Here is a 14698-nt window from a genome sequence, read left to right on the forward strand (position 1 = left end):
GTACCTCACGCGCACGCGCGTAGCGTGCGGCTGTTGCACGGGCGCTCACACGTGCGCACACCCGCGCCTGCTAGCGGTTTTCTCCGGACAACCGCGAAAGATTTAGGCCGTCCCTTCGCATATCGCCTGCCAATGAGCAAGGGGCCGGAACTGATAATCACCGAAAAGGACAACGCCGCGAGGCGTATCGCGGACATCCTCAGCGGCGAGTCCGCCGACGCCGAGCGGATGAACGGCGTGAACGTCTACAAGTGGGGCGGCAAGCGCTGTATTGGCCTGTCGGGCCACGTCGTCGGCGTCGACTTCCCGCCGGAGTACAACGACTGGCGCGACGTCGAACCCGTCGAACTCATCGACGCACCTATCGACAAACATCCGACGCAGGAGAACATCGTCGCCGCACTGCGACGACTCGCCCGCCACGCCTCCAGAGTGACTATCGCCACCGACTACGACCGCGAGGGCGAACTCATCGGGAAGGAAGCGTACGAACTCGTCCGCGACGTGAACGAGGACGCGCCCATCGACCGCGTGCGCTTTTCGTCCATCACGCAAAACGAGGTGACCGAGGCGTTCGACAACCCCGAGGACCTCGATTTCGACCTTGCCGCCGCCGGCGAGGCCCGACAGATTATCGACCTCGTGTGGGGCGCGGCGTTGACGCGGTTTCTCTCGCTGTCGGCGCGACAACTCGGCAACGACTTCATCTCCGTCGGTCGGGTGCAGGGACCGACCCTGAAACTCATCGTCGACCGCGAACGCGAAATCGACGCGTTCGACCCCGAGGACTACTGGGAACTGTTCGCTGACCTCGAAAAAGACGACTCGGGAGAGAACTTCGAAGCGCAGTACTTCTACCCCGACGAGGACGGCAACGAGGCCGAACGCGTCTGGGACGAGGAGACGGCCAACGAGGTGTACGACACGCTTCAGACCGCGTCGTCGGCGACGGTGCAGTCGGTCCGGCGTCGCACGCGGACGGACAAGCCGCCCGCGCCGTTCAACACGACCCAGTTCATCCGCGCCGCAGGCAGCATCGGCTACTCCGCACAGCGCGCGATGAGCATCGCCGAGGACCTCTACACGGCGGGTTACATCACCTACCCGCGAACCGACAACACGGTCTACCCTGACGACTTGGACCCCGAGGAACTCGTCTCGGAGTTCGTCGGTACGAATCGTTTCGGCGACGACGCCGAATCACTGCTGGACCTCGACGAACTCGACCCGACGGAAGGTGACGAGGAGACGACCGACCACCCGCCGATTCACCCGACCGGCGAACTTCCCTCCTCCGCGGACATCTCCGAGGACGAGTACGAAGTGTACGAACTCGTCGTCCGGCGCTTTTTCGCCACCGTCGCCGAGGCGGCGAAGTGGGAACACCTCCGCGTCGTCGCCGACGTCGACCCCGACGGCGAACCACTCTCGCTGAAAGCCAACGGGAAGCGACTCGTCAAAGAGGGCTATCACGCCGTCTACCCGTACTTCAACAACACCGAGAGCTTCGTCCCCGACGTCGAGGAGGGCGAGGCACTCGACGTGACGGAGACGCGCTTCGAGGCTAAACAGACCCAACCGCCGCGACGGTACGGCCAGTCTCGGCTCATCGAGACGATGGAGCAGATGGGCATCGGGACGAAGGCGACCCGCCACGACGTGATTCAGAAGCTCTACGACAGAAACTACATCGAGAGCGACCCGCCGCGGCCGACCCGTCTCGCCCGCGCCGTCGTCAGCGCCTCGGAGGAGTTCGCCGACCGAATCGTGAGCGAGGAGATGACCGCGCAACTCGAATCGGACATGCTCGCCATCGCCGACGGCGAGAAGAACTTCGAGGACGTGACCGAGGAGTCCCGCGAGATGCTCGAAACCGTCTTCGAGGGGCTGATGGAGTCCGGCGACGAGTTGGGCAAACAGCTCCAAAAATCGTTGAAAGCCGACAAGACGCTCGGGCCGTGTCCGGAGTGCGGCGAGGACCTGCTCGTCAGAAAGAGTCGATACGGGTCGTACTTCGTCGGCTGTGACGGCTACCCCGACTGCGAGCACACCCTCCCGCTGCCGTCGACCGGCAAACCGCTCATCCTCGAAGACGAGTGCGAGGAACATGGCCTCCACCACGTGAAGATGCTGGCCGGGCGCAAGACGTTCGTCCACGGCTGTCCGCAGTGTAAAGCCGACGAAGCCGACGAACAGGACGACGAAGTAATCGGGGAGTGTCCCGAATGCGGTGAGGAACACGGTGGCGAGTTGGCAATCAAGCAACTCCGCTCGGGTTCCCGCCTCGTCGGTTGTACGCGCTATCCGGAGTGTGACTACTCACTGCCGCTGCCGCGCCGCGGCGAAATCGAAGTCACCGACGAGGAGTGTGAGGAGCACGGGCTTCCACACCTCGTGGTTCACAACGGCGACGAACCGTGGGAACTCGGCTGTCCCATCTGCAACTACCGCGAGTACCAAGCCCAGCAGGTCGGCGGCGACGAACTGCAGAGTATCTCCGGTATCGGCGAGAAAACCGCTGAAAAGCTGAAAGATGCCGGTATCGCGGACGTGCCGGGACTGAAAGACGCCGACCCCGACGATATCGCCGCGAGCGTCGAGGGCGTCGGTGCGGATACGGTTCGGGACTGGCAGGCGAAAGCTGATTAGGGTCTGACATTCCTTTAGAAAGAGTGATCAGATAGCAATATTTCTCTAAAGATATGTCCGCTGTCGGTAATGTCTTTCTAGCCCCTTGTAGTAATCAAAACGCCGCAAATCATCTTCAAGAGACCGTTGTCGGTGGTGTTCCCGCAGCGGTCTACAGACAATACACGAGCAAGGACTTCGGGGACTGCGTCTCTGTCTGGGGTGTTTCGCCCGGTGGTAAAAAGTACACAGATCAAATGGCCAGAGGAGATATTCTACTGTTCTACACCGGCGCAAAGCGATACACGTTGGCAGCACGCGTTATCGGAACCGAAGAAAATCGAGAGTTGGCGGCCGAACTTTGGACAGATTACCAAATTGGGCTTCGGGATGACGACGAACTCTGGCCGCACGTTATTTATCTCTCAGATATTGTGGCCGTCCAGATTGATAGCACTGAGGTACACCACGAGCATGCCGGACACAGTAGAGGACATCCTCAGAATTTCATGCGGCTCAACGATCGTGGTCTGAGAAACATCAGAGAGAAGTACGGGAGCGTCCGTTCGTTCCTCGGTTACGGAGTCAAAGACGTTCGTCCAGATACGTTCGAGAAAGCAGATAACGAACTGCACGAAAAAGTCAAACGAACCCCCGAACTCACCGAACCGGAACGGAAAGAGGAGACTACGACTCGGAAGGCACGATCTGCAGCCTTTCGCAGTGGTATAAAAGAGTTATACGAATACAAATGTGCAGTTTGTGGGGCTAACCGGATGACTCCAAGTGGTCGCCCTGAAGTGGAGGCCGCCCACATCTACCCTCGAAGCGAGAACGGGCAAGACGACTTCAGGAATGGGCTTGCCCTCTGCAAACTTCACCACTGGGCCTTTGACAATGGCTGGTTGGGTATTCGGGATGATCTTACGTTGTTAGTCAGACATCGACCTCAGGTAGCTGGATTTGCAGAATTCTCTTCGCTTGAGGGAACCAGACTCATACTCCCTCCCGATGACAGATACCACCCTGCTAAGATCTATCTCCGAGAACATCGTGCACTTCACGGCTTCAGCGCCGAACTATAGCCATTCGTTCCGCACGCTTTTTAACACATGCCGGGAGTAGACAGTCCAATGACTCTGCCGTGGGAATCGTGGGACCACATCCTCAAAATCGACCCCGACAAGGACCTCGTCGACGGTGAGACGTTCGCCGACGCCTGCGCGACCGGCACCGACGCCATCGAAATCGGCGGGACGCTCGACATCACGACCGAGAAGATGCAACGCGTCGTCGACGCCTGTGCGGAACACGACGTACCGCTGTATCAGGAACCGTCGAACCCCGGCGTCGTCGTCGACGACGACGCCCTCGACGGCTACCTCATCCCGACGGTGTTCAACGCCAGCGACTCCTTCTGGGTCACCGGCGCGCACAAAGAGTGGGTCCGCATCGAGAACGGCCTCGACTGGAGTCGCACGCACACCGAGGCGTACATCGTGCTCAACCCCGAGGCCTCCGTCGCACAGTTGACCGACGCCGACTGTGACCAGAGCGCCGACGACGTGTCGGCGTGGGCCGCCGTCGCCGAGAAGATGTTCGGACAGGACATCGTCTACATCGAGTACTCCGGAATGTACGGCGACACCGAGAAAGTCAAAGCCGCACAGGACGCCCTCGACGAGTCGACGCTGTTCTACGGCGGCGGCATCCGAAGCTACGACGCCGCCTACGAGATGGGCCAGTGCGCCGACGTCATCGTCGTTGGCGACTTGCTGCACGACGAGGGTGTCGACGCGGTCAGAGAGACCGTCGAAGGCGTCAAGGACGCCCACGCCGAGTAGTTTCGTTCTCTCCTCGCACTCTCCTCGTTTCTCCGTTCGCTGCACGGCGAGCAGTCGCGCTACAGGAGACGGGGTCGCACAGGACCCTGCGGCTACTCCTCGGTGACTTCGCTAAAGGGTGTGTACGGGCAGGTGTACTCGTTGCGGATGAGTTCCTCCTCGACGATTTCGAAGCCGAGCGAACTCAGGTCGCGGCCGATTCGGCTCAGGTCGTCGCTGTCTTCGCCGACGACGGTGATGTGGACGTTCTCGTCGCCGGTCATAATCTCGCGGACCGAGACGACGCCGTCGACGTCGCAGGCCTCCCGTGCGAGTTGTTCGCGCTTGGGAATCGGCGCAGTACAGAGGATGAGCGTGTACAACTGGTAGCCGGCGGCCTCGAAGTCGATGTCGAGGTGCGTTCCACGGACGATGTCACTGTCTTCGAGTCTGTGGATTCGGTTACGAACGGTGCTCGGAGAAACGCCCTTCATCTCGGCGATTTCGCGGGCGGACGTTCCGCGAGCGTCGCCCTGAAGCGCGTAGATAATGTAACGGTCGAGGTCGTCGAGTTCCCGCGACATACGCTGAAACGTGACCGACAGGTGCAAATGTGTTTTGTTCCGCCCACCGTCTCGAAGCGGCGGTGGTCGAAGTCGTGGTAGACCCCGCGGACCCCGTGCGGACCCCGCGGACCCAACGGATTCAGGGAGCCAAACTGGTCCGAACGTCTCTCGACTACATCGGTCGCCGACGGTCGTGAAACGGTCCCTCACCGTCGAACCGACCGTCACCATCGAACGTTCTACTGGCCTCACTTCGATTTCGGGGGTCCAAGAGCGACCGGCCGTCGTCCGACCCCGCCGCCGTCTCCGTCGACCATTCCGGCGGTACTCGGGCAACGACCTCGTCGACGCGGCGTCCGAGTGCGTCGGCTAACACCGACGATGCGCAGACCGTCTCGATTCCCGATGTCTCGAACACCTCGTGGTTTCGGGGGTCGTTGACGAGAACGACGACGGTTCTCACGCCGACCTGCGTTCGCAGCAGTTGTGCTACGAGGAGGTTGACGCTGTCTCGCGGTGACGCGGCGACGGCGAGCGTCACGTCTTCGCCGGCCGCCTCCCGAAGTGAGCGTGCGTCGGTCAGCGTCGCTTCGGTGGCACGAGTACCGCCGCTCCGTACGCGGATTACCGTCTCGGCGTCGTCGTCGACGTACCGAACGTCAACGCCGCGGTTCCGCAACTGCTGTGCGAGTAGGGTGCCGACGTGGCCGCCGCCGACGACGAGTGCTGTTGACATCTGTGTTCTCCCGGGGCCGTCTGTACCGTGCCCGACGACCGCGTACGTCCCTATAGTTCTCGTACTCGCATAAGCTGGCGGGTCTAATTCTCGAAACCGGAATAGTAGGAGATTTTTTACCCGAATCACGATATTGTGGTGCGGGGCCTCGCTGCCGAGACACATCACTTCTACCGGGTCGTACGGAGGCCGGAATCGTTCGTTTTTAACCTCCCGACGCGGAACGCGTAGACATGCAAAACCGAACGTACGCAGCAGACGCCGAACCCGGCGACACGGTGACGCTCGCCGGTTGGGTTCACGAAGTTCGTGACCTCGGCGGTATCGCATTCCTCATCCTGCGGGACACGACCGGCAAGATTCAGGTCAAGTTCGAGAAAGACGAGATGGACGAGGACCTCGTCGAGGCCGGACTGGGCGTCCACCGCGAGAGCGTCATCTCGGTGACCGGCGACGTCGGCGAGGAACCGCGTGCGCCCACGGGCGTCGAAGTCGTCCCCGAGAGCCTCGACGTCGTCGCCGAGGCGGACCCACAACTGCCGCTGGACCCCTCCGGCAAGGTCGACGCGGAACTCCCGACGCGTCTCGACAACCGGACGCTCGACCTCCGCAAAGACGAAGTAAAGGCTATCTTCGAGATACGTGCAGCGGTCCAGCGCGCCGTCCGCGAGAAGTTCCGTGACCTGCACGCGACCGAAATCAACACGCCGAAAATCGTCGCCACGGGAACCGAGGGCGGCACCGAACTGTTCCCCATCACGTACTTCGGTCAGGAAGCGTTCATGAACCAGTCGCCGCAGCTGTTCAAACAGCTCATGGTCGGCTCGGGTCTCGAGCGCGTCTTCGAGGTCGGTCCCATCTTCCGCGCCGAAGAACACAACACGCCGCGACACCTCAACGAGGCAACTTCCATCGACTTCGAGTCGGCGTTCGTCGACCACACGGAAGCGATGGATGTCTGTGAGGCCGTCGTCAAGGCCGCCTACGAGGCCGTTGAGGAGGACTGCCAGCAGCAACTCGAAGCGCTCGGACTCGAAGACGAGTTCGAGGCCCCCTCGGGCGAGTTCCCGCGTCTCACCTACGAGGAAGCCATCGAACGCATCAACGCGTCGGGCGAACTCGACGAGCATCTCGTCTGGGGCGACGACCTGCCGACCGAAGGCGAGAAAGCGCTCGGCGAGGACGTCGGCGAACATTACTTCATCACCGACTGGCCCAGCGAAATCAAGCCGTTCTACATCAAGGACCACGACGACGACGAGTCGCTGTCGACCGGGTTCGACATGATGCACCCGAACATGGAACTCGTCTCGGGCGGTCAGCGTGAACACCGCTACGAGCATCTCGTCGCCGGCTTCGAACAGCAGGGTCTCGACCCCGAGTCGTTCGACTACTACACGAAGATGTTCAAGTACGGCATGCCCCCGCACGCCGGCTTCGGCCTCGGCGGCGAGCGTCTCATCATGACGATGCTCGGCCTCGAAAACATCCGCGAAGCGGTGCTGTTCCCGCGAGATCGCCAGCGTCTGAGCCCCTAAGGCGAAGATCTGGGATTCAGCGAGACGAGCAGAGCGAGTCTCGCCGGACCGACAACGCCTGAGCCCGTAACACGAAGGCGTTTCGGAGGGCGGGAGCTCGTCACGAACGAACTGTACCCTCGATTTTTCCGCCGTTGGTAGCCGAGAACAGCTACCGAGGAGTCGCGTCGATATCGGTACCGGCGGACGAGTGGGACGGCCAAGCGACTTATTCGCGTCCACTCCTAAGCCCGAATCGATGCCGGAACTGAACGAGCACGTACTTCGAGAGGCCGGTGACCGCGGACGAACGCTGTTGGTTTCGGACCTCGTGCGACTTATCGAGCGCCACGAGTCGACGAATCGGCCCGGTGTCGACCCCGAACGCGTCGTGACGTACGCCGAGTCACTGGAGGCGGACGGGGCCCGTATCGACGCGGGGAGCGTTCGGGGAGCCATCGAGGAACGACAGACGGACTCGTCGTCGTGGATAGGCGAGGACGCGCTCTACGCCGTCGGCGACGGGCGAGTGAGCACGTACCCGAAACAGTGGCACGAGGCACTCGAAGGCGACGAAGACGTGCGACGCTACCTCGAAGTCATCCTCGACGACGTCGGCGACAGTGAGAACGCCTTCGACAGAGGTGGGCCGGGAACCGGCGTTCCGCGGAGCCTCCTGCTCGACGTCACTAGCGTTCTCGGCGACCTCACGCCCGAGGAGACGAAGGCGCAGATTCAGGCGCTACGGGGCGATGGCGTACTCGCCGAAGACGCCGACCAACATCCGGACGCCCGCGTCTCGTTCGTCTAAACGCGCTCTCTCTCTCTCGTCTCCGAAACGTCGAATCGACACGACGCGCTCGCCGAAGAACGGAACTGAACTCGAGAAACCGACGGACTGGACGCAAAACGTCGGTGCGTCCGGGAGTGATGCATGTCTGACTAGTCGACCGTCCGGCGAGTTAGGTTGCGGACGGCGTGGCAGACGCGCCGAACGTCACACGTCCTAACGAAGTTTGACTTCGTCGTCGGTGACCGCTTCGACGGCTTCCTCCTGGAGCGGGTACGTGTCCTCGTCCCTCTCACCCCAACCGAGCTTCGATTTGAGTTTCTCGGTGAGTCCGGGGTCCGGTTCGACGTACGCAGTCCCGTGTTCAACATCGGCAACGATGCCTACGGTCTCGCCGTCGTCGGCGACGACCTTCTTTCCCTCATCGTCTTCGGTGATGTTAGTTGCCATCGGTGGGTCCTCCGTCAGTCGTCTGCGACCCGTTGGTCGCGTCACCGACAACAACGTGGTTACGTAAAAAGCGGAGCGACCGTTTCTCGGCGTTCAAACCGCGCCGCCGGCGTGAAAGGGTGTGAGGAGCTGGTATACGGTGGTTTCACATTGCCTCAACGTAGCACACTACCAGACGGAAATACACCATTTACCGGCGTGAACGGGGTGAACGACGGCTGAGCGACAGTCGAATGAACACTACACGACGGTCGGCCGGGATTGTAACTGTTAAACCTGCGGCGTGGAGATGAGCGAGTATGGCTGGCGAGGCAGCAGCGTTCGTCCCCGGTCACGTCACCGGGTTCTTCAGCGCCCATCCCGACGACGACCCTCGGGTTGCGGGTTCGCGGGGAGCAGGGGTGACGCTCTCACACGGCGTCACCGTCCGCGTCCGACCGGCGGAGTCGACGACGGTGACACTCGAGGGTGAGACGATTCGAGTCGACCCGGTCGAACGAGTACTCGACGCACTCTCCGTGACCGCGACCGTCGACGCCGAAACGTCGTTGCCGCTGGGTGCGGGGTTCGGCGTCTCGGGCGCGATGGCGCTCGGAACTGCGCTCGCCGCGAACGACGCTTTCGAGCGTGCGCTCTCGGAAAACGAACTCGTCACCCTCGCCCACGGGGCGGAGGTACAGTCGGGGACGGGCCTCGGCGACGTGGTCGCGCAGGCCCACGGCGGTGTCCCAATTCGTCTCGAACCCGGTGCGCCCGGCGAAGGATTGCTCGACGGCATCCCCGCCCAAACCCGCGTCGAGTACGTCACGTTCGGCGAACTCTCGACCGAAGACGTGCTCTCGGGCGACACCGCACGGCTCTCGGAGGCCGGCACTCGTGCGCTGTCGAGTCTCGTCGAACGCCCGACGCTCGACCGGTTCATGCTCGCCTCCCGGCGGTTCGCCCGCGAGGCCGGACTGCTCACCGACCGCGTCGAAGAGGCGATACGCGAGGTGAACGCCGTCGACGGCGAGGCGTCGATGGCGATGCTCGGCGACTCGGTGTTCGCGCTCGGAACCGGTCTCTCGGAGGCAGGCTACGACCCGACAGTCTGTCAGAGCCACCCGGCAGGCGCACGACTGCTCGGCGACCAGACGCTGCCGCTGGAGTCCTGCGAACCGTCGCCGCCGGCGCCCGGCCGCGAGTAGCATCGATTTTTACCGCCCCCCGCCAATCGCCGGTATGACCGAGATTCCCGAGGACCACCCCCGATACGAGTCGCTGTTGACGCGACATCGAATCGAGGCGGGTGTCGACGCGGGCATCACCAGCAGACAGGGACTCATCGCACAGGGCCGCGGCGAGGCGTTCGACTACCTTCTCGGCGAGCGAACCATAGAGAGCGCCGACGCCGCCGAACGCGCCGCGGCGGCACAACTGCTGTTGGCCGAGCGCCCGGTACTCTCCGTCAACGGCAACGTTGCCGCGCTCTGTCCGGGCGAACTGGTCGAACTCGCCGACGTCGTCGACGCGGCGCTCGAAGTGAACCTGTTCAACCGGACCGACGAGCGGATGGAAGCCATCGCCGCCCACCTCCGCGAACACGGTGCGACCGAAGTGAAAGGACTCACCGCCGACGGCCGTATCCCAGGCCTCTCCCACGAGCGTGCGAAAGTCGACGCCGACGGTATCGGCGCCGCAGACGTGGTGCTCGTCCCGCTGGAAGACGGCGACAGGGCGGAGGCGCTGGCGGCGATGGGGAAAATCGAACTCGTCGTCGACCTCAACCCGATGTCGCGGTCGGCGCAGGCCGCGGACATCCCTATCATCGACAACATCATCCGGGCCGTGCCGAACGTCACCCGACACGCCCGGAAACTGCGAGGCGCTCCGCGCGAAGAACTCGACGCAATCGTCGCCGAGTTCGACGCGTCGGCGGCGTTGGACGACGCCGAGCGGGCGATTCGCAACGGTACGACGCAGGAGTAGCCACGGCGGCCCGTCTCTACCTTCGACGTGTGATAGAGGCAAACTGCTCGCTGGGTAGTTGCGCTTATCTACCCCCATCGCATACCGCGGTGCATGAATCGTCGAGTCATCGTCGCAGACGCGACTGGACGGCTCGGAATGGCAGTCGTCGACCGACTCTGTTCGGCGAAATCCGACGAGTTCGATGTCTCCGTATTTGGAGGACTGCTCGACGACGATGCGACCGACCTACGACGGAACGGCGCGACGCTCCTCAAGACGACGCTCTCGGATGCTGACGCGGTGAGCGACGCCGTATCCGATGCTGATGCTATCGTTTTCGCCGTCGAGACGGCAGACCCCGACGACGAGACGACGAAAGAACTCGCCGAGACGCTCCTGCAGGCCGCCGAGGAGAACGACTGCTCGCAGTTCGTGCTCGTGAGCGCTGCCGGTGTCGACGCCGGCGCGGGCGACGAGGTTCCGGAGTTCGCGGCCGTCCGGGCTATCGAAGAGGCAGTCCGCGAGGCGTCGCTTCCGTGGACCGTCGTCCATCCCGCCTACACGGTGCAGCGGTTCGAGGCGTTCCGTGAGGGTATCGAATCGGGGATGCTCACGCTTCCGCTCGAAGAGGATGGTTCGCTCCACGTCGTCGACGGCAACGACGTTGCACGAGTCGTCGCCGCCGTATTGGCGGACCCCGAGTCGTTCGAGCGAGAGACCGTCGAGTTCGCCGCAGGGGTGTACACGCTCGATGAACTCGCCGACGCGTTCGCCGACGTTCTGGGTCACGATATCACCGGGGTCCACGCACCGATGGACGTCGCCCGCGACGAGTTACCCGAAAGAGAAGTCGCCCGGGTCGAGTTCGCAAACGCCGGCGGCTACGCGGTGCAAGCGGACCTCGACGACCTCGAAACCCGATTCGGCTTCGAGTTCACCACACTGGAGTCGTATCTCCGCGCCGAGTGGGCAACGGAGACGGCGCAGTCGTCGCAGTCGATGGCCGACTGAACGAAACAGGCGTGGCTGAGCCGGCTGAGCGGATTGAGCGAGACTACGTGAGAATCGAAACCGAACTCGACGGTTAGTCGAAGCCACTGATGAGCGTCACGAGCCACTGCGCCGGGTCGCCGCGGCGACGAACTTCCACTCCTTCGACCCATTTCACCCACTGGAAACCGCGCCGGCCCGGCGCGACGAGTCGCAGCGGCGCACCGTGGCCGTGCGAGAGGGAATTGTCGCCGACGTGTGTCGCCAGCAACGCATCTCGGGCCTCCTCGACTGGAAGGCTCCAGCGGTAGCCGGTGACGGAGACGAACCGGACGTAGCGAGCGTCGTCGTCGACACCGGCGGCATCGAGCAGGTCGCCGACACGAACGCCGCGCCAGTTCTGGACCGTGTACCAACCGCTCGTGCAGTCCAACAGGGCTTCGAGTTCGGCGTCCGTCGTCAACTCGTCGTAGTCGAGTTCGAGCGGTGAGTTCACTCGGCCGCCGAGAGACAACGACCACGCCGCGGTGTCTATCGGGTCGGGGTCGTCGGCGACCCAACTCGTCACCGGAAACGACGACCCCTCGACGGGTTTCGACCCGGTGAACCGACGTTCGACGCCTGCGGTGTCCAAGACTCGATTCGTCGTCTCTTGGGCGCGAAACAGCACCGCGCCGCCGACGAGCAGCCCCGCGTACTGAAGCGCCGCCCGGCGCTCTTCGAAGTCGGCTCGTCGCGGGGGCCGAAAGTGCGTCCGGAGGTGGAGCAGCGTGAGCGGGACCAAGAGGAGGCCGAAGAAGACGTGCACGCTCAACAGGTTCCACAGCCATACGTCGGCGTCAGCGCCGAACACCCACGCGATGCCGGTTCCGAGCGCCGACAGCGTGACGACAGTCAACAGTATCGACACGCCTGTCGCGCGGTTCCAGAGATGTCGGTTCGTCACTCGGTGGCGGACACGATACAGCTTGAAGCCGACGAGGGCGACGAGCGTTAGTCCGGCGACGGCGTGCAGCCAGAACAGCCACGCGCCATCCGGCGTTCCCACAGTGAAACTCAGCAGACCGGAGGCCACCTCGAAACTGACGAGTACGAAGATAGACCAATCGACGAGCCGTGGCCGCGGCTCGATTCGGGAAACGAACCGCCGGACCGACTCACCGACTGTCACGGTCGTTCTAAGGAACGGGGCCTCAAGAGCGCGTCGTCGACGATACTCACCGGTGTCGGCGACTGCCGGCCGCTACCGGTTACTGGTTCGGTGATTCGCTCGTCGCCTCGTCGGCGTCGTCGTCGGCTTCGAGCGGCGACTCGCCTTCGGTGGCGTCCGACTCGGAGTCTGCCTCGGTATCGCTGTCTCCGGCGCTGTCGTCGCTTTCGGCCTCTACACTCTCCTTTTCGAGTGCTGCCTCGCCGGGTGTTCCGTCTTCGGAGTGTTCCGATTCGCCGTTCTCGGTCGCTGCCTCGACGACGTCGTCCTCGACGACTGTCTCTCCGGGTTCGGGTGGACGGTCACCTTCGTCGTCTTCGACGGCGTCGACCATCTCGTCGACATCCGACTCGTCGGCGCTCTCGGTTCCCATCACGTTCTCCTCGGCGACACCCGTGTCGGCGATATCCCGCTCGGTTTCGTCGTCTACGAGTTCGTCACCGCCGGTTCCACGCCGGGTCTTGATGACGTACGCGACGAGGGCGACGGCGACGGCGAACACGACCAGACGGAGCAGCGTCCCGGTGACGGACCGTCCGGACGACTCGTCCTCGGTACGCTTCGGTTCCGCCTCGGTCCCGTTCGCTCTCGAACGCAACTGTCCGACGCGTTCGTCTTCGGACAGTCGCCGGAGTACGCCGAGGACGACCAGCGACGCCGCGATTAGCTGTTTGCCGGTCCGTCGTTCACGACTCTGTTCGGTGTCTTGGCCCGCGAGCGTCCGGAGGAACCGTTCGACGTCGAACGACTCCGTGTCCTCGTTCGACGACACCGTCTCTCCGTCGCCGTCACCGAGCAGTGCCCGGGCCACGCGCTTTGCCTCGCGTATCGTCCCTTCTGTTTCGTCTGTCACGTGTGTTCTCCCCGTGTGGAGTCAACACGGAGCGTCGAAAAGTTTCGGGCGAACGTCAATTTGAAAAGAAAGTCACTGGAAGGCGACTGTTCGTGAGCTACTCGAACAGTGCTTTCGGTGGGCCGCCGCCGAGTCGCTCTCTGTCGTGCGATTCCGAGAAGTCGATATCGGGTCCAGTCGGGACCAGACGCTTGGGGTTGACGTCGCCGTGGCTTCGGTAGTAATGTTCGGAGATGTGTTCGAGGTTCACCGTGTCGGCGATTCCCGGCAACTGGTACAGTTCCTTCGTGTAGTTCCAGAGGTTCGGGTACTCGTGAATCGCTCGGCGGTTACATTTGAAGTGCGTGTGGTAGACGTGGTCGAAGCGGACGAGCGTCGCGAACATCGCCAAATCCGCCTCGGTGAGCACGTCGCCGGCGAGATAGCGCTGGTCGCCGAGGACGTTCTCGTAGTGGTCGAGTGCGTCGAACAGTTCGCCGACGGCCTCGTCGTACGCCGCCTGAGTGTCAGCGAACCCGGCGCGGTAGACGCCGTTGTTGATGGGTTCGTAGATGTCGTCGATGAGGCGGTCCACATCGTCCTGATACCCCTTCGGATAGAGGTCCACGTCGTGTTCGGCAAGACGGCCGAACTCCGTGTCGAGCATCCGCATAATCTCCTCGGACTCGTTGTTGACGATGGTTTCTTTCTTTTTGTCCCAGAGCACAGGGACCGTCACGCGACCGGTGTAGTCGTCGGCGGCGCGGACGTAGATATCGCGGAGGTACGGTTCGTCGTACAGTGGGTCCGGCAGGCGTTCGGAGAACTCCCAGCCGTCGTCGATGCGAACGGGTTCGGTCAGCGAAAGCGAGATAGCGTGTTCGAGACCCAGAAGCGAGCGGGTCATCGCCGCGCGGTGCGCCCACGGGCAAGCCCGGCAGATGTAGAGGTGGTATCGGCCGGCCTCGACGGGGAACGTCGCGTCTTCGTCGTCCTCGATTCGGTCGCGGAACGACGTCTCCTGTCGGTCGAACTCTCCATCGTCGTTTGTCGCTTCGTACGCATCGGTTGTCCACTCGCCGTCGACGAGCATGTTCATCGACTGTCGCCTCCGGCCGTCGCTGGTCGAATCATTCGTACCGTCGCTAAGGCTGGACCGAGCAAAAGCGTTCGCCGCACACGTTCTGCGGCGCTCGCGAGTGGGCC

At 63.0% G+C, this 14698-nt stretch carries 14 protein-coding genes; 8 read left to right on the forward strand and 6 right to left on the reverse strand.

What is annotated here, in order from left to right:
• Positions 1-132: 132 nt before the first annotated feature.
• From AUR64_RS05690 to AUR64_RS05700, 3 genes are read left to right on the forward strand one after another with little or no spacing between them, the layout of a single operon-like run.
• A complete protein-coding gene (locus AUR64_RS05690; protein ID WP_058580992.1) occupies positions 133-2649 on the forward strand; it encodes a DNA topoisomerase I in 2517 nt (838 codons plus the stop codon).
• A gap of 53 nt (positions 2650-2702) precedes the next feature.
• Positions 2703-3713, forward strand: coding sequence for an HNH endonuclease (locus AUR64_RS19995; protein ID WP_082230627.1), 1011 nt, complete (start codon positions 2703-2705; stop codon positions 3711-3713).
• Positions 3714-3761: 48 nt separating this feature from the next.
• On the forward strand, positions 3762-4472 hold the full coding sequence (locus AUR64_RS05700) for a phosphoglycerol geranylgeranyltransferase (protein ID WP_058580994.1): 711 nt from the start codon (positions 3762-3764) through the stop codon (positions 4470-4472).
• Between the two features lie 92 nt (positions 4473-4564).
• On the opposite strand, the gene AUR64_RS05705 is transcribed toward AUR64_RS05700, so the two are convergent.
• Together AUR64_RS05705 and AUR64_RS05710 are read right to left on the reverse strand one after the other, a co-directional pair.
• The gene (locus AUR64_RS05705) at positions 4565-5035 is read right to left on the reverse strand and encodes an Lrp/AsnC family transcriptional regulator (RefSeq protein WP_058580995.1); all 471 of its coding nucleotides are present in this window, start codon (positions 5033-5035) and stop codon (positions 4565-4567) included.
• Between the two features lie 154 nt (positions 5036-5189).
• On the reverse strand, positions 5190-5753 hold the full coding sequence (locus tag AUR64_RS05710; protein WP_058580996.1) for an NAD-binding protein: 564 nt from the start codon (positions 5751-5753) through the stop codon (positions 5190-5192).
• 233 nt (positions 5754-5986) lie between these two features.
• Here AUR64_RS05710 and aspS point away from each other — a divergent pair, with 233 nt between their 5' ends.
• Complete coding sequence (gene aspS, locus AUR64_RS05715) at positions 5987-7291, forward strand: aspartate--tRNA(Asn) ligase (RefSeq protein WP_058580997.1); 1305 nt, start codon at positions 5987-5989, stop codon at positions 7289-7291.
• Positions 7292-7529: 238 nt separating this feature from the next.
• Positions 7530-8081, forward strand: a complete 552-nt coding sequence (locus AUR64_RS05720; protein ID WP_058580998.1) for a hypothetical protein — start codon at positions 7530-7532, stop codon at positions 8079-8081.
• Positions 8082-8276: 195 nt separating this feature from the next.
• On the opposite strand, the gene AUR64_RS05725 is transcribed toward AUR64_RS05720, so the two are convergent.
• Entirely contained in the window at positions 8277-8510 is a 234-nt protein-coding gene (locus AUR64_RS05725; RefSeq protein ID WP_058580999.1) for a hypothetical protein, read from the reverse strand.
• A 299-nt stretch (positions 8511-8809) separates the two neighbouring features.
• Here AUR64_RS05725 and AUR64_RS05730 point away from each other — a divergent pair, with 299 nt between their 5' ends.
• The 3 genes from AUR64_RS05730 to AUR64_RS05740 all read left to right on the forward strand — a co-directional run bounded on the left by AUR64_RS05730 (position 8810) and on the right by AUR64_RS05740 (position 11471).
• Entirely contained in the window at positions 8810-9697 is an 888-nt protein-coding gene (locus AUR64_RS05730) for a pantoate kinase (protein ID WP_058581000.1), read from the forward strand.
• 34 nt (positions 9698-9731) lie between these two features.
• Positions 9732-10478: a 4-phosphopantoate--beta-alanine ligase gene (locus tag AUR64_RS05735; protein ID WP_058581001.1), complete on the forward strand. Its 747-nt coding sequence runs from the start codon at positions 9732-9734 to the stop codon at positions 10476-10478.
• Positions 10479-10571: 93 nt separating this feature from the next.
• Positions 10572-11471, forward strand: coding sequence for an NmrA family NAD(P)-binding protein (locus tag AUR64_RS05740; protein WP_058581002.1), 900 nt, complete (start codon positions 10572-10574; stop codon positions 11469-11471).
• 73 nt (positions 11472-11544) lie between these two features.
• On the opposite strand, the gene AUR64_RS05745 is transcribed toward AUR64_RS05740, so the two are convergent.
• The 3 genes from AUR64_RS05745 to AUR64_RS05755 form a co-directional block, all read right to left on the reverse strand.
• On the reverse strand, positions 11545-12621 hold the full coding sequence (locus AUR64_RS05745) for a molybdopterin-dependent oxidoreductase (RefSeq protein WP_058581003.1): 1077 nt from the start codon (positions 12619-12621) through the stop codon (positions 11545-11547).
• 79 nt (positions 12622-12700) lie between these two features.
• Positions 12701-13513, reverse strand: coding sequence for a hypothetical protein (locus AUR64_RS05750; protein WP_058581004.1), 813 nt, complete (start codon positions 13511-13513; stop codon positions 12701-12703).
• Between the two features lie 97 nt (positions 13514-13610).
• Positions 13611-14591 carry a glutathione S-transferase family protein gene (locus tag AUR64_RS05755; protein ID WP_058581005.1) on the reverse strand — a complete coding sequence of 327 codons (981 nt, stop codon included), beginning with the start codon at positions 14589-14591 and terminating at the stop codon, positions 13611-13613.
• Positions 14592-14698 lie beyond the last annotated feature (107 nt).

Origin of the sequence: Haloprofundus marisrubri, from assembly GCF_001469955.1 — an archaeon.
GTDB classification, from domain to species: Archaea; Halobacteriota; Halobacteria; order Halobacteriales; family Haloferacaceae; genus Haloprofundus; species Haloprofundus marisrubri.